Source organism: Paeniglutamicibacter cryotolerans (assembly GCF_014190875.1).
Lineage (GTDB): Bacteria > Actinomycetota > Actinomycetes > Actinomycetales > Micrococcaceae > Paeniglutamicibacter > Paeniglutamicibacter cryotolerans.
On record NZ_JACHVS010000001.1, the window covers coordinates 1,446,285 to 1,465,583 of the forward strand.

Genomic DNA, 19,299 nt, shown 5'->3' on the forward strand with positions numbered 1-19,299 from the left:
GTCAGGCCTCTTCCGTCGCGGTGCCGGTCAGCGGCCGGATGAGCCCGACGCAGCTGTAGGGAAGCCGCGGAACCTCAAGAATCTCCACGCCGCGTTGTTCGGCGAGCAGCAGCACGTGCCCGAGCTCCCGCAGGGCATTCGGGTTCACCAGCACCTTCCAGGGCACCCGGCGCAGCAGCACCCGAGTGGTCTCGCCGACGCCGGGCTTGATCAGGTTGATGTTTCCGATGCCGTATTCGGTGCCGATGGCCTCCACGGCGCGCAGCCCGCTGAAGGTGAGTGCCGGGGGTTCGGACAGCTGCTCCCGGGCGGTGGCCCGGGCGGTCTCCCGGACCTCGGGGAAGTGCGCGGCGACTGCGTCGATGAAACGAGTCGAGCGGTCGGCGTCACGGAGCCCGGCATAGAATTTTCCACCGTGGAAATCGTGCTCGCCGATCCATTCCTCGTTGAGCACTGTGCGTGACACCAGACCGGACACCGTCGAGTTCAGGCAGGCCGACGGCACCAGATAGTCGTCCCGGCTGCCGAAGATCGAGGCGCAGTGCCCGGGGTCGGCCAGGACCGCCAGTTCGGGGTTGAAGGAGCCGGGCCCGTCGTGGCTGAAGGCCGCCAGCGACGACACCAGGGTTTGCGTGACGGCTCCCTTGCCGGTCCATCCGTCGACGAAAAGGATCCGCGCCGGATCATAGGTCGCGGCCAGGTAGCGCAGCGCGTTGTGGTCCAGGCCCTTTCCGCGGATCACGCTCATGGTGTAGTGCGGGACATCGATCCCGTGGTTCCTGGCGATCCAGCGTTTCATCAACACGCCGACCGGGGTGCCGGCCCGGGCGAGGGACACCAGCACCGGGACGCCGTCGCGCTTGGCCATCGCGATCTCGGAGATCACGCCGACCGCGTGGGCCACCCGCTGCGCCGAGCGGGTGAGGGACTGCTCGAAGAGCCCCAGGTATGTGGGCGTGGGCTCGTATTCCACCGGCAGGGATTCGCAGTAGTGCGCCGCACCGCTCTGGATGTCCCGTTCGCGCCGCGCCGTGGGGGCTTCCAGTTCCAGGGTGCCTAGGTCCTTCAGCAGCCAACCGACATCGCTGGCGGCATAGGATCCGAACGCGGGGCCGCGCAGGGGCTCGGCGGCGGGAGGCGTCGCGGGGGGAGGTTCCGGAGCGGGGAACAGGGCCACGATGACCCGTTCCGCGGCGCCGGCCAGTGCCTCGGTGACGCTGCCGGGACCGGTGAGCTTCTCCGGGTCGGTGCCGGGTTCGGGCATCAGGATGATGGTCCGCGGGCCGCAGGCCCCCGAGACGTTGTAGGCGAAGCGCGGCCCGGGGCCATCGACCGTGTCATCGTGGCTGGTGAAGTCCAGCGCGCTGTTGATGGCGTAGTCTGCGCGGTCCATGGCGACGATGGGAGAGCGCGTGGTCGAGGAGAAGCGTACCGAGCCGGCGGCTGGACCGCGGGTGTTCAGCCAGTCGGCGACCAGCAGCGGGAAGTGTAGGAATTCCTCGGTGCCCAGCACCACGACGTCGTCGGCGGGGAGGCCGCCCAGCGCGTCGTTCAGCGCCGAGCCGGCGGCGGGGACCCGGTTGTCGGCGGGCAAGGTGCGGTTGCTGCCGTGGCGGTTCCCGGGAATCGTCCGGGAACCGTCTGCGGCGTTCAGCTCGATCAGCTCGATGGCTCCGGCGGGGCGCTGATGCGGGTTCCCCGCGGGGGGCAGCGTGTCAAGCAGCTGCCGGGCCGTTTCGAGCACGTCGTCCGGCAGGGCGACCCGGCCCCGGGCCAGAGCCACGACGCGGATCCGGGTGCCGAGTTCCGTGGCGATCCGCTCGAAGCGGGCGCGGTCATCCGCCGTGCGCATGTCCACCAGTGCGGCGACGACGTAGTACGGGCGCGGGGCGATGGCGTGCAGCTCGCGGATCGTGTTGATGATGGTGGTGCCGGTGCTCAGCTCGTCGTCGACCAGTACCAGCGTCGGGGACTGTGCGAGCGGACGCGGGTCGGTGGGCAGCAGCCGGTGCGAGGTGGCGTGGGAGTGCTCCTCTTCGAAGGCGCCGAACGCGGGGGTCCCGTTGCCGCTGTGCCGGGTGGAATGGATGTAGTAGGAGCCGATGGCACCAGCCACGAGTGCGCCGAGCCCGGTGGCGGTTTCCGCGTAGCCGAGCGTGGCCACCTCCGGGTGGTCCCGGCGCAGCGGTTCCAGCAGTTCCCGGGCCCGGGCGATGCGTTCGGCACCGGAGGCGTCCGTGGTGGTGCGCAGCGCGGCTCCCAGTTCGGCGGCGATCGCCGCCAAGGCGGCATCGTCGATCGCGGCCGTGGAGCAGGTGTCCGGCTCCGGTGCGAGAGCGCGCGCCACCAGCGCTCCGAGCAGCTCGCCGGCAGCAATCAGCAGCCCCGGATCGGTGGGAATGTGCTTGCCCAGGACGCTGGATACCAGGAGGTGGGCACGCTTGGGATTGCGGCGCAGTGCCATGCCGATCAGGTCCCGGGCGTCGAACAGGCTGCCGGTCGGGTCGGTGTGCACGCCGATTCCCAGCGTGTTCGCCACGTAGTCCCCGATCCAGATGGTGCCGTTCATCGCACGCTCGCTTCCAGCAGGTCGACGAAGTTGATATCGGGTGCCGCCACGCCGAAGGCGTCGGCTTTGAGCAGGGTCCGTTCGGCCCACGCCCGGTGAGGTTTGTGTTCGTTCATTTTGTTGCTGTACGGCGAGGCGGTGGCGCCACCGCCGGTGGGCGAGATGATGGCCAGTGCGTCGAGGTAGTCCTCGTGGCTGACCACCGAGAGCGCGTGGACTAGCGGGACGTGGCTGGGATGGATGACCGTCTTGCCGAGCAGTCCGTTTGCGTGGTCCAGTCCGATCTCGCGGATCAGCCCGTCCAGGTTCGATGTCAGCAGCCGCTGGCGCAGCGCATCCTCGTGGGCGGCGGCGAAGGGGGTGAGGCGCAGTTGCGGACGCAGCAGCCGTTCGTTGTTATCGAAGTGCTCCCAGACCGGACCGGAGATGACCAGTGCGTCCTCGGGCCGCCCCAGCATGTTCACGATGTCGGCGATCACCGAGGCGACGACCTGCACGTCGTAGATGGTCAGGTCGCGGGTGCGGCGCAGGCCGAACGCGCTGGAGAAGTCGGTGGCGCCGATGCGTACTGCCAGCACGTCGGCCCGGTTCTCCTCGATCACCTCCACGATGCGCGCAAGCGCCTGGGTACGGGTTTCACGGTGGATGATGGCGGGGGACTCGAGGATCGGCATGAGCCAGAACCTGGCATCGGTGGCGAGGCCGGGGGAGGACTGCGGGGCATCGAGGACCAGCCGGCGTACCTGTGCCAGTGCCTCGAAGTAGCGTTGCGCGGCGCCGGCCTCGTTCTCGAACTTCGGCACGGCGAAGCCCGAGAGCACCCGCATCGACGCCCCGCAGCGCCGGGCCAAGGCGAGCATCTGCTCCGGACTGCGCGGCCTCACGAAGAGCATCGGCACCGCCTCCGCGCCCGCGGACCCGGCCCGTCGGCTGTAGAGCAGTTCCAGCGCGGCGGCGACGTTCTCCTGTGCCGCCGCCACCTCGCCATCCGGGATGGAGTCCTCCAGGCAGATGACCATGCTCAGCACTCCCCGTGACCCGAGCTTGAGGATGTCGGAGGCTAGGTCCGGCCGGGTACCGGGGCTGTAGAGCGTGGCGCCCAGGGCGACGGCCAGCAGGGCCGGATCGGTGTCCAGGTCCAGCACGGCGGGCCGCCGGAAAAACAGGTGCTCGAGCTGGTCCTCGTCGAGGAAGCTGAAATGGCGCATGGGTGGTTTAGCTGGCTCCGGCAGAGGGTGGAAGGGGGACCGACATCTTGAACCCGAAGGCGCCCCAGATGGGGGCGTCGTCCAGGTCGGAAGGGGCTGGATCCGAACGCAGTTCGAGCAGGTGGCCCACGCGGGTCAGCAACAGGACGTTGCGCCGCCCGGGAGCAGGCTTCGGCAGTGCGAACGAGAGCCCGTCGTAGAGCGCGATGCTCAGCTCGGTGTCGGGGGCGCAGATGAACAGGGCTCGGCGCAGCTGGGCCACGTGGCGCAGGGCGATCAGCCCGCGGCCCGCCTCCAGGTCGACCAGCGGACGGTTCCCCGCTGTGGGGACGTAGCGGCCGAGCATCGTGCCGTTGCTCGAGGCGGACCCGGTGATGCCGGTGCGTGATTCCCACACGAGGGTTCCCCGGCTGATCAGTGACAGCGAGCCGATGGCCGACTGGCGCGCATTGAGGCGGACCATCGGGAGGGTGGCGGTGAGTTCGTGCACCTCGGCCGCCGTGGGTGCCGGGAAGGGGGCGGCCCGATCCGGGACCGCCGGTGGCGGGAGGACTGGCGGGGCGTGCCTGCCGATGGCCGCTACCGGAAGCGCGCCGAGGCTCAGCCCGGGGAACCCGGCGGGGGGCGATGCCGGCGCCGCTGCCGTCGGGGGCCGGACGCCGAGGCTCAGCCCCGGCGCGGGAGCCGCCGGCGCGGGGGTGGCAACGATTTCCGGGGGCATGGACACCGGTGCCGCGACGGGTGCGGCCATCGGGGCGGTAGCCCGGGCCGCCAGCGGGAGGGATGCCGGCCGCTGGTCCTCGGGCCTGATCCGTCGGGTCAGGAACGGCAGGTCGGGCCGCTTGTGGCGCTGGGAGATGTCCATGCTCAGATCGAGAGCCGGAAGTCGGCCGCGATGCCGCTCAGGCCATCGGTATAGCCCTGGCCGATGGCCCGGAACTTCCACCCGCCGGCATGCCGGTACAGGTCGCCGAAGATCATGGCCGACACGTTGGCCGCCGTGTCCGCGGGGATCGGGAAGCGCACCAGCTCGCGGCCGGAGGGGTCGGCAATGCGGATGTGGGCATCGCGCACCGAGGCGAAGGTCCCGGGCCCGCGCAGGTCTGGGTCGATGTAGACGACGAAGGAAATCTTGTGCACCTCGGCCGGGACGCGGGTGAGGTCGACGTCGATCTGTTCCCGGTCCTCGTCGCCGATGAACCGCACCGATGCCGCAGGGTCGATGATCTGGTTGAAGAACACCAGGTGCTCGTCGGAGAGTGCCGTTCCGTCCACCCCGCAGAGGATGGCCGTGGGGATCGGTTCGGACGCCGGGCCGCGGCTGGGCACGACGTTCCAGCCGATTCCGACCATGACGGATGTGAGTCCGGGGTTTTCCGCCGTCAGCGCGGCATTGGCCCCGGGGATCAGGATGGCCATCGGTTTCCTTCGTCTCGCAGTGTCAGTGCCGTGGTGTTGAATTTGTCCTGCAGGAAGCGGGCGTGGGTCGATAGTTCGGTGATGGCCCCGCTGCGCACCTGGTGGTCCAGGTCCAGTGCGGTGGAGTGCAGCACGGCCAGCTGCCCGGCGAAGAGCCGGGTAGTCCGTGAATCCTCCTGCCGGTCTGCTTGGCCGGTCAGCAGGTAGGTGTTCAGCGGGGTGGAGATGTAGTCGCCGACCATGGCAGCCAGCAGCACGCGCTGCTCGGTCGAGGCACCCTGGGACTTGATGTAGTCGGCCAGGGGGTGCAGTAGGTCATCGAGCTGGCGCAGCTGCGAGGAAATGATGCCCGGCAGCCGGTCCCCGGAGCCGCGGACCGTGGCCAGCAGCTGATCGAGGGCGGCCGCCAACAGCGAATCGTCGTCCTGCGCCGCCGCGGGGGCACCCGCGGGCACCCCCGGTTCGGGGATGCCGCCGCGCGGGGTGCCCCCAAACAGGGAACCGAATATTCGTGACGCCACCATCTGTGTCGGTGCCTTCCCGGAATCCCGCTAGTTGGTTTCGCCCTGGCGGGCGCGGTCCAGATAGGGGCTGGCCTTCTGCAGGCCGGCCTCCAGCGCGTGGACGGTGCCCTCCATGCTGGCCGCTGATTTCGCGCGGAACGTATCGATCGCGTCCATCGTCTCGAAGACGTTGTCGAAGGCCTTCTGCAGCGTCTCGACGCTGACACCGGAGCTGCCGGCCTGCTCGTGGATGCGTACTGTCTGCACCTTGAGCATTTCGGAGGTCTTCAGGATCATGTTGTTCGTCGTGGTGTTGATGGCATCGATCTGGTCCAGCACCATCTTCTGGTTGGCCAGCGCCTCGGCGACGATCACGGCGGTGCGCAGCGCCGCGATGGTGGTGGAGCGGGCGCGGTCCACGCCCTTGATCAGCTCGGTGTTGTTCTTACGGATCAGGTCCATGGCCAGGTAGCCCTGCACGGAGACGGCCAGCTGGGTCAGGATGTCCTGGTGGCGCTGGCGCACCGGGAAGAGCGCATCGGCTTCGAGTTTCTGCGCGTCCTCGATGCGGCCGGCCTGGCGGGCCTCGTCGATTTTCGCGACGCAGGCGGCATCGAGGGCCTTGGCGAAGACCGCGTATTCGCTGAGCTTCTCCATGGTTTCCCAAAGCTGGACCTTCTCGTTGGCCAGTGCCGCGTTGTCCTTGAGCAGCTCGTCCTGCCCGGCCATGAGCGCCTTGATGATGTGGTCCAGCTGGCCCTGCGCGTTCTCGTAGCGTTGGAAGTACTTGTTCAGCTTGTTTCCGCCCGGGATGAAGCCCAGGATTTTGCGGCCCATGCCCAGGTGGGCATCATTCGGGGCCAGGTCCTCGACGGTGCTGCGCAGCTCACCGAGGGTTCCGGCCACGGCGGCTTGGGCGCTGTTGCCCGATCGCTTGGCGCCGGCCAGCGACGTGCTCGAACGCTCAAGCATCCGCGAGGAGAAGGTGCCCGAGGCCAGCATCTCCTCACGCCCGAGCGCGGTGATGCCCTCGACCTGCGTGGTGAACTCCGGGCTGCGCGCATCGAGCGCGGCAATGGAGGACACGAAGGATGCCGCCTGCGCGTTGATTTCCGTTCGGCGCGCTTCCGGCACCGGAACCATGCCCGGCGCGTCGTCGGCCTGAACGATCATCGGTGCTTCGGGGGCCTGGAGCACCAGTGCTCCTTCGGATGCGTTCGGTGGTGTCAATGGGGTAGCCAAGTGCCTGGTCCTCTTTGCTGGTGGGTGGGGATGCGGAAATGGCGCGGACGCCGGTGGACGACACCTTGGTGAACGACGGGCCATCCACCAAGGTTCCCGTCCGGCTAGCCGAGCTGGACGCCGTGGTCGCCTGCGACGCCGGCCAGTCCGGTGGCGTAGCCCTGGCCAATGGCCCGGAACTTCCACTCGGTGTTGTGGCGGTAGAGCTCGGCGAAGACCATGGCTGTTTCCGGTGCAGCGTCCTCGCTGAGGTCGAAGCGCACGATTTCCTGCTCCGAGGCCTGGTTGACGACGCGGCAGTAGGCCCCGCGAACCTGGCCGAAGTTCTGTCCGCGGGCCTCGGCCTGATCGATCGAGACGACGAACATGATGCGCTCGACGTCGGCGGCGACCTTGCCCAGGTCGACCAGGACCTGCTCGTCGTCGCCCGCGCCCTCGCCGGTGCGGTTATCGCCCTGGTGCACGACCGAGCCGTCGGCCGCGGAGGGCTGGTTGTAGAAGATGAAGTCGGCGGAGGAGCGCACCTTGCCGTCGGCGCCGAGCAGCAGTGCCGAGGCGTCGAGGTCGAAGGCCGCGCCCGTGGTGGTCCGCGGATCCCAGCCGAGCCCGACGAGTGCCTGCGTCAGGCCCGGATCGGCCTTCGTCAGTGAGAGGTTGCTTCCTTTGGTCAGGGTAAGACCGGCCATGTTTGGCTCCTTCGTTGGATCGGTGACTGCTGGTGTGTGGGTGTAGGTGGGTGGGGGGCGGAGGGCTGTGGCCCTGCCGGATGGGGCAAGCCTAGTGCAGTGAGATGCCGAAATCGGTGACGATTCCGTGCAGCCCGGTGGCGTAGCCCTGGCCGATGGCGCGGAACTTCCATTCCCCGCGGTGGCGGTAGATCTCGCTGAAGATCATCGAGGTCTCCGAGGCCGCATCCTCGCTGAGGTCGTAGCGCACGACCTCCTGCTCGGTCTCCTGGTTGACCACGCGGCAAAAGGCGTCGCGGACCTGTCCGAAGTTCTGGCCGCGTTCCTCGCCCTGGTCGATGGACACGGCGATGACCACGCGGGCCACGTCGGCGGCGATCAGGTCCAAGTCGATCAGGATCTGCTCGTCGTCCCCGGCGCCGTCTCCGGTGCGGTTATCGCCCAGGTGGGTGACCGAACCGTCGGCCGCGACCAGCTGGTTATAGAAGATGAAGTCGGCCTGCGAACGGACCTTGCCGTTCTCGCTGATGAGCAGCGCCGAGGCGTCGAGGTCGAAGGCCTTGCCGCTGGTGGTCCGCGGATCCCAGCCCAGGCCGATGAGCGCCTTGCGCAGCCCCGGGTCGGCCTTGGTGAGGGAGAGGTTTCCGCCCTTGGAAAGGGTCAGTGAAGACATGTGTAAAACCGCCTGTATTGCTATTTAGAGGGACTGGGCAGCGGGAACGAGGAGGTCGGCCACGGTGCGGCCGGCGGCGCGATTGCCAATGGCCTGGAAGTTCCAGCCGTTGCCCGAGCGGGAGATCTTGGACATGACCATGGCAGTGTGGTCGCCGGAATCGGTGAGCTGGTAACGGGCGACCTCGTTGCCGGAGCCCGCCGAATCGTCGAGCAGGCGGCTGAAGGCGTTCTTCACCATGCTGAAGGTCTGGCCGCTGTAGCTGCTGATCACGAACACGATGTGGGCGACGTTGGCATTGACGGCGGTGAGGTCGACCAGGATCGTCTCGTCGTCGCCGTCGCCGGCACCGGTCAGGTTGTCGCCGGTGTGGACGGTGGAGCCGTCCTTGCTGCGCAGCTGGCCGAAGTAGACGTTGTCCAGGGCCGTGCCGTTGGCGTCGAAGAGGATCGCGGAGGCGTCGAGATCGATCTCGACGGTCTTCAGTCCGCCGAAGAAGCCGCGCTTGGCGGGGGCCGCCGAATCCCAGCCCAGACCGAGGCGGACCTTGGTCAGCGTGGCGCCGTTGCTCTTGGTCAGTGAAAGGGACTGGCCCTTCTGGAGGCTCAAAGCCATGGTTGGACTGCTCTCTGTTCGGCACTGCGGTGGTTGGTTCGGTCATGCTGTCGAGGTCGGCCGCTGGGGCCCGATGGATTCAGCCGGGTTCGTGGGGGAGCCGCGCCGTGGAAGGGGGCCGCGAGGGCAGGGAAGGGTGTTCGGAGCGCGCACAGATGAGGGTTCGGCGACGGGCGGAATCGACCTCGATGGCCGATGACCACTCGTTTCTCAGAATGAACACGATGGAAAGCTCCTACGGATCCGGTGCCGGTCCTCCGGCTTCGGGCCCCGGGCCGACGTTGGTGATGGGCTTCGGTCACAAATGTTCCCTGCTGGCAATAATAGACGCAATCCATGGGTAAAACCTGATGGCGCGGTGTGGATGACGGGTCCGGTGCGGCGTCCATGCCGGATTTCCCGGGGAAGTCCGGAGCTTAAATTACTGTCTGTACGACAGTAAAAGTGGTAGGGTGTTGTCAGTAGGACACCAAGGAGGGGCTCCGCGTAGCCGGAGACCACCAGCACGGAAGGAAGCGACCCAGCATGGGTGGAGACCACGAAACAGCGGGGCGGCCGCCGCATTCGGGCGACTACCGCTCGGACCTCATAGCATCGCTGACCCGGATCCTGGGCGAGTGGACGGCTCCCGAATTCCTGACGGCCGTTGCCGCCCGCGGGGGCGTGCACCTCGATGCCGCAGCCATCGTGACGGTGACCGTGCTGGCCAACCACGGCCCACAGCGGCCCTCGGCCCTGGCCGCGCACCTGGTGACCGGTGCTTCCAACGCCAGCAAGATCATCCGCCGCCTCACCGAGGCCGGGTTCGCCGTCCGCGAACCGGATCCGGAGGATGCCCGCGCCCAGCTGATCACACTGACCGAGGCCGGGCGCAAGGTCGCCGCCTCCTTCGTCTGCGCTGGCGACGGCCTGGTCGACGAGCTGCTCGAGGGCTGGTGCGCCAGCGACAGGGAAGTGTTCACCGACCTGCTGCAGCGCTTTGAAAAGGCGACGGTGGCTCTCGCCGCCGGACTCCGCCCCGCAACAACCCCCTAAAGCCGCACCACAAACCACCCGGAACACCAACGAAGGAGAATCATCGTGAACCGCACCTACGTCATCACCGGAGCCGGATCGGGCATCGGGGCCGCTACCGCACAGTTGTTGCGCGAACGCGGCGAAAACGTCATCGGAGTCGACTTGCGTGGAGCCGAGGTCGAAGCCGACCTCAGCACCCCGGAGGGCCGCACGGCGGCCGTGGCCGCAGCCGTCGAGCTGGCCGGTGACTCGATCGATGCCGTCATCGCCTGCGCGGGCATCGCCGCACCGTCGCCGCTCACGGTGAAGGTGAACTACTTCGGCGTCACCGAATTCCTGGAGCAGATCGCCCCGGTGCTGGCCAAGAGCCCGGCCCCGCGCGCCGTGGTGGTCAGCTCGATGGCCTCGCTGCAGCCGAACTCGGCCGAACTGGTCGAAGCGATGCTGGCCGGTGACGAGGAGCGCGCGGTGGAGATCGGTACCGCACTGAAGGAAGCGGGTCCCGGCCCGGCCTACCTGAACTACCCCTCCTCCAAGCGTGCCCTCTCGCGCTGGGTCCGGCGCGAATCCATCAGCGAGCGCTGGGCCGGGGCGGGCATCCCGCTGAACGCCATCGCGCCGGGAACGGTGATTTCGCCGATGACCACCGAACTGCTTTCCACCCCCGAGGGCCGCGAGCTGACGGACAAGCATGTGCCGATGCCGCTGAACTACCACTCGGAGCCGGTCGTGCTGGCCCGCCTGCTGGCTTGGCTGGCCAGCGAGGAAAACACCCACGTGACGGGTCAGACCATCTACGCCGACGGTGGAGCCGACGCGTCCCTGCGTGGGGATGATATCTGGGCCTGATCCCGGAGCTGTTCAAGGGCCCGGCGCCGCGGTAGCGGTGCCGGGCCCCCTTCGACACCCAGCCGTCCATGGGAAATGATGGGGAGATGGAAAACAGCGAGCAGCGACCCTGGGTCAAGAACTACCAGCCGGGGGTTCCGGCCGAGATCGAATTACCGAGCACGTCGCTGAGCGAGATGTTCGAGTTTTCGGTGGCCATGGCCGGGGACGCGCCGGCGCTGGAGTTCTTCGGGCGGCGCACCAGCTATGGCGACCTTGGCGGGAAGGTCGAACGTGCGGCCGAGGGCCTGCGCCGGCTCGGGGTCCGCTCCGGCGACCGCGTCGCGCTGATCCTGCCCAACTGCCCGCAGCACGTGATCGCGTTCTATGCGGTGCTGCGCCTGGGTGCCGTCGTGGTCGAGCACAACCCGCTCTACACCTCGCGGGAACTGCGCCACCAGTTCGAGGACCACCAGGCGAGGATCGTGATCGCCTGGGACAAGGTGGTGCCGGCGTTGCGGGAATTTCCGGCCGACGTGCAGCTCGATGCCATCGTCTCGGTGAACCTGCTCGATGCCTTCCCGCGTATCAAGGCGCTGGCGTTGAAGCTGCCGCTCAAGAAGCTGAGGGAAACCCGCGCCGCGCTGACCGGCCCGGCGCCGGGCACCACGCCGTTCGCCGATCTGATGTCCCATGGCCGGATCGATGCGGCGCATCCGCACCCCGGCGTGCATGAGCTGGCCGCGATCCAGTACACCTCCGGAACCACCGGCAATCCCAAGGGCGTGATGCTCAGCCACTACAACCTGCACGCCAACGCGCTGCAGGGCGAGGCCTGGATGCACGGGGCGCAGGAGCGCAAGGAGATCCTGTACGCGATCCTGCCGATGTTCCACGCCTTCGGGATGACGTTGTACCTGACCTTCGGCATCAGGAAGCAGGGGCTGCTGGTGCTCTTCCCGAAGTTCGACCCGGACCTGGTCCTGGCGGCGATGAAGAAGTCGCCGGCCACCGTGTACTGCGCCGTCCCGCCGATCTACGAGCGCACCGCGATGGCGGCCAAGGAGAAGGGCGTGTCGCTGCGCTCGACCAAGTACTGCATTTCCGGGGCGATGAACCTGCCCGACCACGTGGTTGAACTCTGGGAATCGGTCTCCGGCGGGCTGCTGGTGGAGGGCTACGGCATGACCGAGTCCTCCCCGGTGGCGCTGGGAAACCCGTTCCACCCGAGCCGCCGCGCCGGGACCATCGGCGTCCCGTTCCCCTCCACGCTGATGAAGGTCGTCGAACTCGAGGACCCGGACACCGAGGTGGAGCCGGGGGAGCCGGGGGAGCTGCTGATCAAGGGACCGCAGGTGTTCACCGGATACTGGAGAAACCCGGAGGAAACGGCGAAAACGCTGCTGCCCGGCGGCTGGCTGCGCACCGGCGACGTGGTCACCGTCGACGCCGACGGCTTCACGAAGATCGTTGACCGCTCCAAGGAACTGATCATCACCGGCGGGTTCAACGTCTCGCCCACCGAGGTCGAATCGGTGCTGCGCCTGCATCCGTCCGTGAAGGATGCCGCGGTCTTCGGCCGTCCGCTGGAACGCGGCGGGGAAATGGTCATCGCGGCGGTGGAGCTGGAGCCCGGTTCGGAGCTGGACGAGGATGCGCTGCGCGAGCATTGCCGCGGGCTGCTGGCCGAGTACAAGGTTCCCAGGCGCATTGTCGCTCTCGATGACCTGCCGCGGTCTATGCTCGGCAAGATCCTGCGCAAGGCGGTGCGCGAACAGGTGCTGCCCGCTCTCTGAGCACTCCGACCTGAGCGAACAAGTCGTGCCCAGGCTGGAAAACGTGGCGGGTCACGCCCCCGCCACCGGTGTTGTGCGAAACAATGGGGATATGGAGCACGTTGACCAGCAGCCCTGGGTTGAGCACTACCAGCCGGGAGTCCCGGCCGAGATCGAGCTGCCTACCGAGCCGCTGAGCGCGATGTTCGAGCGCTCCGTGGCCGAGGCGGGTGCCGCCCCGGCACTGGAGTTCTTCGGACGCCGCACCAGCTACAGCGAGCTCGGCGAACAGGTCGACCGGGCGGCCGAGGGCCTGCGCCGGCTCGGTGTCGGTGCCGGGGACAGGGTCGCCCTGGTTCTGCCCAACTGCCCGCAGCACGTGATCGCGTTCTATGCGGTGCTGCGCCTGGGTGCCGTCGTAGTCGAACACAATCCGCTCTACACCACCCGGGAGCTGGCCCACCAGTTCAGGGACCACCAGGCGAGGATCGTGATCGTCTGGGACAAGGCAGCGGCGGCGCTGCTGGCGCTGCCCGCCGATATCCAGCTAGACCACGTTGTCTCGGTGAACCTGCTCGATGCCTTCCCGCGCATCAAGGCGCTGGCGTTGAAGCTGCCGCTCAAGAAGCTGCGCGCCTCGCGTGACGCGCTGAGCACGCCGGCCCCGGACTCGCTGCCGTTCACCGGGCTGCTGACCCACGGCCGGATCGATGCGGCGCATCCGCGCCCCGGTGTGCATGACCTGGCCGCGATCCAGTACACCTCCGGAACCACTGGGCTGCCCAAGGGCGTGATGCTCAGCCATTTCAACCTGTATTCCAATGCGCTGCAGGGCGAGGCCTGGATGCCCGGGGCGCGGGAGCGTGAGGAAGTCCTGTACGCGATCCTGCCGATGTTCCACGTGTTCGGGATGACGTTGTACCTGACCTTCGGCATCAGGAAGCAGGGGATGCTGGTGCTCTTCCCGAAGTTCGACCCGGACCTGATCCTGGCCGCCATGAAGAAGTCGCCGGGGACGATCTTCAGTGCCGTTCCGCCGATCTATGAGCGCACCGCCGCAGCCGCCGCGCAGCAGGGCGTCTCGCTGCGTTCGGCCAAGTACTGCATCTCCGGGGCGATGAACCTGCCCCGGCATGTGGCGGAGCAGTGGGAGGCGGCGACCGGGGGCATGCTGGTGGAGGGCTATGGCATGACCGAGTCCTCGCCGATCTCCATGGGCAACCCCTTCCACGCCACCCGCCGCCCAGGCACCATCGGGCTTCCGTTTCCCTCCACGCTGATGCGGGTGGTTGACCTTGATGACCCGGCGACGGAGGTTCCCCGCGGCGAACCGGGCGAATTGCTGGTCAAGGGCCCGCAGGTGTTCACCGGGTACTGGAACAACCCCGGGGAAACGGCGAAGGCGCTGCTGCCCGGCGGATGGCTGCGCACCGGGGACGTGGTGACGGTCGACGAGGCCGGGTTCACGACGATCGTGGACCGGGCCAAGGACCTGATCATCACCGGTGGTTTCAACGTCTCGCCCACCGAGGTCGAAGCGGTGCTGCGGTCCTTCCCGGGGATCGGGGATGCGGCCGTGTTCGGACGGCAGCTTGAGGGCGGCGGCGAAATGGTCGTGGCCGCCGTGGAACTCGAGGACGGCACGGTGCTTGATGAAAAGCTCCTCCGTGACCACTGCCGGGTGCAGCTGGCCGCCTACAAGGTCCCGAAGCGGATTGTCGCCGTTGACAAGCTGCCGCGCTCGCTGCTGGGCAAGATCCTGCGCAAGGCGGTCCGGGAGCAGGTCCTGCCCGGGCTCTGATTCCCGGGCCGGCCGCGGCGGGTCAGCCGTGGCGCCGCAGGAACTCCAGCACCGGTCCGGCCAGCAGGGCGCCGTCCTGTTCGATGCCGCGTCGGGAATAGGCGACCTTGAAGGAGTGGTCCCCGCCCTCGGTCCACACCAGTTCGGCGTTCGGGCCGATGCGTTCCACCACGGGTTCGAGCTCCCCGGGCAGGGCAAAGGGATCCCGGGTTCCCTGCAGGAAGAGCAAGGGCAATTCCAGGCCGTAGAGATGGGCATCGCGCGGCTTCTGGGGCTTTCCGGGGGCATGCAGCGGGTAGCCCAGGAAGATGAGCCCGGCGGTTTCCATGCCCTGTTCCACCGCCATCGATGCCATGCGTCCACCGAAGGACTTCCCGGCTGCCCAGACCGGCGCCCCGCCTGCGCGTTCGGTCGCAGCAGCCAGGGCCGCCCGCCAGGCGGCGATGGCCACCGGCGGCCGGTCGGGGAACTTCTTGCCCGCGTCGATGTAGGGGAAGTTGAAGCGAAGTGTCGCGACGCCACTGGAGTTCAGCGCTTCGGCGAAACCGCCGATGAAGGGGTGGCCCATGCCCGCCCCTGCACCATGGGCGATGACCACCGTGGCCGACGGATGGTCGGGCCCGGAATGGATGGCCGAGGCGGGAGCCCCGTCGACGGCGAGGGTGAATGATTCTGCTGGTACTGGCATGGTTCCAAAGTTACCCGGCCGGGGCGCCCGGCGCCGGTGATCGGGGAAGCCGTCAGTGCGCGTGCGTGGCCGGGGGTCCATGCAGGTGGGCCCGTTCCCCGTCGTGGCTCAGGATGGTGAGGATTTCCACCGGGCCGTCGTGGGCGGTGATGGCATGCGGGACCATGGTGGAGAAGTCGGCCGCATCGCCGGCCTGCACCAGGATGGTGCGCTCGCCGAGCTGCAGCCGGGCGGTTCCGGCCAGGACGGTGAACCAGTCGCGGCCCGGGTGCACTCCCAGCTCTCCGGCTCCGGCGGGGAGTTCAGAGGTGATCCGCATCTTGGCGACCGTCACCCCGTGGAGCGAGCGTTCGTTGGACAGGATCCAGGTGGTCACTCCCCGGCTGCTGTCGGGCACCGGCCGGATGACCACATCGCCGTCGTCGGTGGACTCCACGAGCTGGTCGAGCGTGGTGTCCAGCGCCCGGGCCAGGGGAACCAGCTGGTCCAGGGCAATCCTTCGGTTCCCGGTTTCGATCCGGCTCAGCGTTGAGGGGCTCATATCGCACCGGGCAGCGAGGTTGTCCAGAGACCAGCCCCGGGCCAGCCGCAATCCTCGGATGCGTTTGCGGATCACTGTATCCAGATCGAGTTCTTGCGTCATAAGCAATAGTGTATGCCCCAAAGGCATTCGAGGAGTAGCTTTGAAACATGAGCAAGCACTCCCATCACCAGCACCACAACCGCGACCAACAGGGCGGGCGCCAGCAACACGGGCACCAGCACGACCACCACAACCACCGCGAAGAGGGGCTCGCGGAAACCCTGGACCTGGATGCCGTGGTCCTCGGCCCCTACCTGGACCAGGTCACCGAATGGGTGGCCGGGGTCGTGAACGCGGAACCGCGCCGGATCCTCGACCTCGGTGCGGGAACAGGCACCGGATCCCTGGCCCTGGCCCGGCGCTTCACCGCGGCCGAGGTTCTCGCGGTGGACAGGTCCCAAGCCATGCTCGAGCGGGTGACGGCCGCGGCGGGTTCCCGGGACCTGGGCGAGCGGGTGCTGCCCGTGCACGCAGACCTGGATGCCGGCTGGCCCGATCTCGACGGGGTGGACCTGGCCTGGGCTGCCTCCTCGATGCACGAGTTCGCCGACACCGAGCGGGTCATGCGCGATATCCGTGGCGCACTGAACCCCGGGGGCCTGCTGGTGGTCGTCGAAATGGACACCCTGCCGCGTTTCCTGCCCGATGACATTGGCCTCGGTCGGCCCGGCTTGGAGGCGCGCTGCCACGACGCGTTGTCGGCGGCGGGCTGGAACCACCAGCAGGACTGGCGCGCAGCGCTTGAACGGTCAGGGTTCGACATCGCCGCACAGCGTACCTTCGCCATCGAGGTCCGGACCTCGACGCCGGATGCGGCACTATATGCCGGCGGGTTCCTGGGCCGCATCCGCGCTGCCCTCCACGAAACGCTGGAGCCCGACGATCTCGCCGCACTCGACGCGCTGCTCGGTGATGGTCCGGAGGCCCTGGGGAACCGCCGGGACCTGCTGGTGCGCGGCAGTCGGACGGCGTGGGCGGCGCGTCGCCCATAGGGCCAGTACCTCGGGCGGAGGGACGCCGGGCGGGGACCTTGCCGGATCCGCGGTAACGGTAGGAGGGACAAGTCTTTACAGTCCATCGGCGCCGGCATGGCCATGTCAGGAATGGTGCCGGATTCGCGGAGTTGTGCCTGGCGTTGCCACGAACAACAGGTTCACTGCCACGACCCGGTCGGGAAATCGCCAGCATGCTCAAGGGACCAGCGGGTCGACCGTCGGGTGCTTAGGTCTTCGGCACCGTGAAACCCAGATCTGTATAGCCCGTGCGGCGCTTGGACCACGAGGATGCCAGCACCGGAGTTTGAACGTCGTGATAGTCGTGCACGACCGCGCTTTCCTTGCCCGGGTGGGACCGTGTCACCCGGCCTACATATTGGACTAGGCGGCCCTTGAAGGAAATTGGCGCGGCAAGGAAAAGCGTATCCAGCGCCGGTGCGTCGAATCCCTCACCGATCAGCGAGCCGGTGCCCAGTACGACGATGGCATCCCCTGGTGCGGCCGCGTTGATGGCTGCGACTGCGGCCGTACGCTCGGATCCCTTCAGCGAACCGGTCAGTAGGATCGGTTCGATGCCGCGGGCCGCCAGATCGAGAGCGAGCAAGTCCAAATGCCGTTTCCAGGTGGAAAGGACCAGTGACTTGGCGCCCGCAGCGTGGGCCAGGAGAACGTCGTCGATGATTTGTTTGCGGCGCTCGGCATCATCGATCAGGTCGCGGTAGATCCGGTGCAGCCCGCCGGGTTCGGATGGATCGGCGTCCCCGGTGTAGCGGAATGTGGTTTCGTGGAGGATGAGTTCGAGCTCCGGGGCCGTGGCGCCATGCTCATCCTCCGGAAGTTGACCCGCCACGGGACCGGTGTATTCATGGGTCGCCGTACCCAACTGGTGGTAGATCAGCTCCTCCAACCCGTCGCGGCGGTAGGGCGTGGCAGTGAGCCCCAGCCAGTAGGTGGCCGGGATGGCGTTCAAGACGTGGGTGAATGCGGCGGCCGGGATGTGATGGCACTCGTCGACGATGATCTGGCCGTAGCCGGCGCAGAGCTCGGCGACGTCCTTGCGCCGGGCGAGCGTGGGTAGCAAAGCCACGTCGATGACGCCGCGCAGCTTGGCCCTGCCGCCGCCCAGTTGTCCGGCCTTGCGGCCCAGCAGTAACAGGATCTGCGCCCGCCATTGATCGGCTAGGGCCTTGCGGTCCACCAGGATCAGCGTGCTTGTTTTCCGCGCCGCCGCAACAGCGAGTGCCATCACCGTCTTGCCCGAGCCCGGTGCAGCAACGAGCAGCGAGCTGTCCCGGGCCAGGGCGTGCTCGACAGCCTCGCGTTGGCCTCCGCGCAGGGTGCCGGTGAATTCGAGTTCCTGTGGTGTGCCGTGGTGGCGCTGGTCCTTGATGTGCAACGTGCTCCCGGCACTTTCGATGAGCTGTTTGAGCATCGGCAGGACACCGCGGGGCAGCACCAAATCGCCCTCGAGTGTTTCGTCGTAGCTGGTGAGGAAGCGTGGGGTGTCCCAAGTGGAGCGGCCCTGGCGTTGCTTTTCGTAGAACATCGGGTTGGGCAGCGAGGACGCATGCTTGAGCGCACTGGCCATGGCAGGGCCCAGGTCGGTGGCCCGCACCGTGATGCGCGCGGCCAGCGTCGCGTGGATCAATGCGGCGGGCAGCGGGACGATCTTGGTGGCCGTGGGCTGGCGGTACCGGGTTTTGCGCCCGGTGGCCGGGGTGGGCAGCTGTCGGATCAGGCGGTCGAGTTCCGCGGGGCTGAGCCGATCCAGCAGGGAAAGATAGGCCCACTGGTCCGGATGCGGTTCCAGGGTGGCGGTGTCCAGGAACAGGGTGGCGCCGCTTTGGCGACGTTTCCCCTGCAGTGGTGCGGCGATCAAGTTGCCCAGGCCCTTGCCCGAATGCTGGTCCTGGGAGGGGAAGAGCCGGTCATATGAAGCCAGCGACATGGAACCACGGATGTTCATGGCCTCCGTGAGCAGCCCGCTGGCGAGTTTGCGGGCCAGTACGGCCGGAACCTCCCGGGCGAAGAAGATCCAGACATGGGCGCCACGTCCCGATTGGGAGATTTCCAGCGCCGCCGGGATTCCCAGGTGGCGGGCTGCCTTCGTATAGGCAAGCGCATCGAGCAACGCCGGTGGCCCGTCGAAGTCGGCTGCAATGAAATGACAGCCATCGGATGTGCTCAGCGGGTAGAGTCCGAGGTGCTCCGAGCCCATCAGGTGGGCCTCGATGGCCGCCGGAGTCAGCGGCAGGTAGTTTGCCGTTTCACGGTCCATCCATTTGCGCCAGCCTCCTGGCACTGCAGGAACCCAGCCGGCAGTGCCAGCCCGGCGGTTTTCCCAGCGCAGGGCGTATATGTCGTCCCTGCCCCGGAAGAGCGAATGGAAGAAGGCGACCTTCGCCGCGGGTGTCGATGCGGCGGTGACCGGGCCGGTGTCGTGCAGTGCGAGGGCGGGCTGGGCATCGCGGGCCGCACGGGCCTCCTGGCCGCTGATCTGCAGAAGCCGGCGCAAGCGGGCATTTTCAGCGCGAAGATCGGCCAGCTCCCGGTCTGGAAGCAGGCGCTCATCACCCAGTGGCAGTTCCGGCTGCGTGGGAGAGGCCTCTGGCTTGGTCACAAAACCCATTGTGCATGAGAGTTCCGTCAAAGTGCCGTAAATCGGGCGAGTCAGCATGTGGATGCAAAGCAAGGAAC

General features: G+C 67.8%; 17 protein-coding genes. 5 read left to right on the forward strand and 12 right to left on the reverse strand.

What is annotated here, in order from left to right; translation table 11 throughout:
- Position 1: 1 nt before the first annotated feature.
- From E9229_RS06860 to E9229_RS06900, 9 genes are all read right to left on the reverse strand, one after another.
- Positions 2-2,569, reverse strand: a complete 2,568-nt coding sequence (locus E9229_RS06860) for a phosphoribosyltransferase domain-containing protein (protein ID WP_183510517.1) — start codon at positions 2,567-2,569, stop codon at positions 2-4.
- The gene (locus E9229_RS06865; protein WP_183510518.1) at positions 2,566-3,777 is read right to left on the reverse strand and encodes an HpcH/HpaI aldolase/citrate lyase family protein; all 1,212 of its coding nucleotides are present in this window, start codon (positions 3,775-3,777) and stop codon (positions 2,566-2,568) included. Before E9229_RS06865 ends, E9229_RS06860 begins: the two co-directional genes overlap by 4 nt.
- Positions 3,778-3,784: 7 nt before the next feature.
- Positions 3,785-4,642 carry a hypothetical protein gene (locus E9229_RS06870; protein WP_183510519.1) on the reverse strand — a complete coding sequence of 286 codons (858 nt, stop codon included), beginning with the start codon at positions 4,640-4,642 and terminating at the stop codon, positions 3,785-3,787.
- Positions 4,643-4,644: 2 nt separating this feature from the next.
- Entirely contained in the window at positions 4,645-5,196 is a 552-nt protein-coding gene (locus E9229_RS06875; RefSeq protein WP_183510520.1) for a TerD family protein, read from the reverse strand.
- Entirely contained in the window at positions 5,184-5,720 is a 537-nt protein-coding gene (locus E9229_RS06880; protein WP_183510521.1) for a hypothetical protein, read from the reverse strand. Before E9229_RS06880 ends, E9229_RS06875 begins: the two co-directional genes overlap by 13 nt.
- Positions 5,721-5,747: 27 nt before the next feature.
- The gene (locus E9229_RS06885; RefSeq protein WP_312855619.1) at positions 5,748-6,896 is read right to left on the reverse strand and encodes a toxic anion resistance protein; all 1,149 of its coding nucleotides are present in this window, start codon (positions 6,894-6,896) and stop codon (positions 5,748-5,750) included.
- Between the two features lie 149 nt (positions 6,897-7,045).
- Complete coding sequence (locus tag E9229_RS06890) at positions 7,046-7,627, reverse strand: TerD family protein (RefSeq protein WP_183510523.1); 582 nt, start codon at positions 7,625-7,627, stop codon at positions 7,046-7,048.
- Between the two features lie 91 nt (positions 7,628-7,718).
- A complete protein-coding gene (locus tag E9229_RS06895; RefSeq protein WP_183510524.1) occupies positions 7,719-8,300 on the reverse strand; it encodes a TerD family protein in 582 nt (193 codons plus the stop codon).
- Between the two features lie 24 nt (positions 8,301-8,324).
- Entirely contained in the window at positions 8,325-8,915 is a 591-nt protein-coding gene (locus E9229_RS06900) for a TerD family protein (protein WP_183510525.1), read from the reverse strand.
- A 525-nt stretch (positions 8,916-9,440) separates the two neighbouring features.
- Here E9229_RS06900 and E9229_RS06905 point away from each other — a divergent pair.
- From E9229_RS06905 to E9229_RS06920, 4 genes are all read left to right on the forward strand, one after another.
- Positions 9,441-9,950, forward strand: a complete 510-nt coding sequence (locus tag E9229_RS06905; protein WP_183510526.1) for a MarR family winged helix-turn-helix transcriptional regulator — start codon at positions 9,441-9,443, stop codon at positions 9,948-9,950.
- Between the two features lie 45 nt (positions 9,951-9,995).
- Positions 9,996-10,781 carry an SDR family oxidoreductase gene (locus tag E9229_RS06910; RefSeq protein ID WP_183510527.1) on the forward strand — a complete coding sequence of 262 codons (786 nt, stop codon included), beginning with the start codon at positions 9,996-9,998 and terminating at the stop codon, positions 10,779-10,781.
- Positions 10,782-10,867: 86 nt separating this feature from the next.
- Entirely contained in the window at positions 10,868-12,556 is a 1,689-nt protein-coding gene (locus tag E9229_RS06915; protein WP_183510528.1) for a long-chain-fatty-acid--CoA ligase, read from the forward strand.
- Between the two features lie 91 nt (positions 12,557-12,647).
- Entirely contained in the window at positions 12,648-14,336 is a 1,689-nt protein-coding gene (locus tag E9229_RS06920; protein ID WP_183510529.1) for a long-chain-fatty-acid--CoA ligase, read from the forward strand.
- A 22-nt stretch (positions 14,337-14,358) separates the two neighbouring features.
- Here E9229_RS06920 and E9229_RS06925 read toward each other — a convergent pair whose 3' ends face one another.
- Together E9229_RS06925 and E9229_RS06930 are read right to left on the reverse strand one after the other, a co-directional pair.
- Positions 14,359-15,024, reverse strand: coding sequence for an alpha/beta hydrolase family protein (locus tag E9229_RS06925; protein ID WP_183510530.1), 666 nt, complete (start codon positions 15,022-15,024; stop codon positions 14,359-14,361).
- 52 nt (positions 15,025-15,076) lie between these two features.
- Positions 15,077-15,667: a helix-turn-helix domain-containing protein gene (locus E9229_RS06930; protein ID WP_183510531.1), complete on the reverse strand. Its 591-nt coding sequence runs from the start codon at positions 15,665-15,667 to the stop codon at positions 15,077-15,079.
- A 47-nt stretch (positions 15,668-15,714) separates the two neighbouring features.
- Here E9229_RS06930 and E9229_RS06935 point away from each other — a divergent pair, with 47 nt between their 5' ends.
- Positions 15,715-16,599 carry a class I SAM-dependent methyltransferase gene (locus E9229_RS06935; RefSeq protein ID WP_183510532.1) on the forward strand — a complete coding sequence of 295 codons (885 nt, stop codon included), beginning with the start codon at positions 15,715-15,717 and terminating at the stop codon, positions 16,597-16,599.
- A 229-nt stretch (positions 16,600-16,828) separates the two neighbouring features.
- On the opposite strand, the gene E9229_RS06940 is transcribed toward E9229_RS06935, so the two are convergent.
- Positions 16,829-19,222, reverse strand: a complete 2,394-nt coding sequence (locus E9229_RS06940) for a TOTE conflict system archaeo-eukaryotic primase domain-containing protein (RefSeq protein WP_312855620.1) — start codon at positions 19,220-19,222, stop codon at positions 16,829-16,831.
- Between the last annotated feature and the right edge of the window lie 77 nt (positions 19,223-19,299).

What these genes read in the sequence shown, in the direction of transcription:
- E9229_RS06925 (WP_183510530.1), bottom strand. Translation starts at nt 15,024, where the DNA reads ATGCCAGTACCAGCAGAATCATTCACCCTCGCCGTCGACGGGGCTCCC.
- E9229_RS06890 (WP_183510523.1), bottom strand. Translation starts at nt 7,627, where the DNA reads ATGGCCGGTCTTACCCTGACCAAAGGAAGCAACCTCTCACTGACGAAG.
- E9229_RS06930 (WP_183510531.1), bottom strand. Translation starts at nt 15,667, where the DNA reads ATGACGCAAGAACTCGATCTGGATACAGTGATCCGCAAACGCATCCGA.
- E9229_RS06915 (WP_183510528.1), top strand. Translation starts at nt 10,868, where the DNA reads ATGGAAAACAGCGAGCAGCGACCCTGGGTCAAGAACTACCAGCCGGGG.
- E9229_RS06895 (WP_183510524.1), bottom strand. Translation starts at nt 8,300, where the DNA reads ATGTCTTCACTGACCCTTTCCAAGGGCGGAAACCTCTCCCTCACCAAG.
- E9229_RS06865 (WP_183510518.1), bottom strand. Translation starts at nt 3,777, where the DNA reads ATGCGCCATTTCAGCTTCCTCGACGAGGACCAGCTCGAGCACCTGTTT.
- E9229_RS06870 (WP_183510519.1), bottom strand. Translation starts at nt 4,642, where the DNA reads ATGGACATCTCCCAGCGCCACAAGCGGCCCGACCTGCCGTTCCTGACC.
- E9229_RS06920 (WP_183510529.1), top strand. Translation starts at nt 12,648, where the DNA reads ATGGAGCACGTTGACCAGCAGCCCTGGGTTGAGCACTACCAGCCGGGA.
- E9229_RS06875 (WP_183510520.1), bottom strand. Translation starts at nt 5,196, where the DNA reads ATGGCCATCCTGATCCCCGGGGCCAATGCCGCGCTGACGGCGGAAAAC.
- E9229_RS06935 (WP_183510532.1), top strand. Translation starts at nt 15,715, where the DNA reads ATGAGCAAGCACTCCCATCACCAGCACCACAACCGCGACCAACAGGGC.
- E9229_RS06880 (WP_183510521.1), bottom strand. Translation starts at nt 5,720, where the DNA reads ATGGTGGCGTCACGAATATTCGGTTCCCTGTTTGGGGGCACCCCGCGC.
- E9229_RS06860 (WP_183510517.1), bottom strand. Translation starts at nt 2,569, where the DNA reads ATGAACGGCACCATCTGGATCGGGGACTACGTGGCGAACACGCTGGGA.
- E9229_RS06900 (WP_183510525.1), bottom strand. Translation starts at nt 8,915, where the DNA reads ATGGCTTTGAGCCTCCAGAAGGGCCAGTCCCTTTCACTGACCAAGAGC.
- E9229_RS06905 (WP_183510526.1), top strand. Translation starts at nt 9,441, where the DNA reads ATGGGTGGAGACCACGAAACAGCGGGGCGGCCGCCGCATTCGGGCGAC.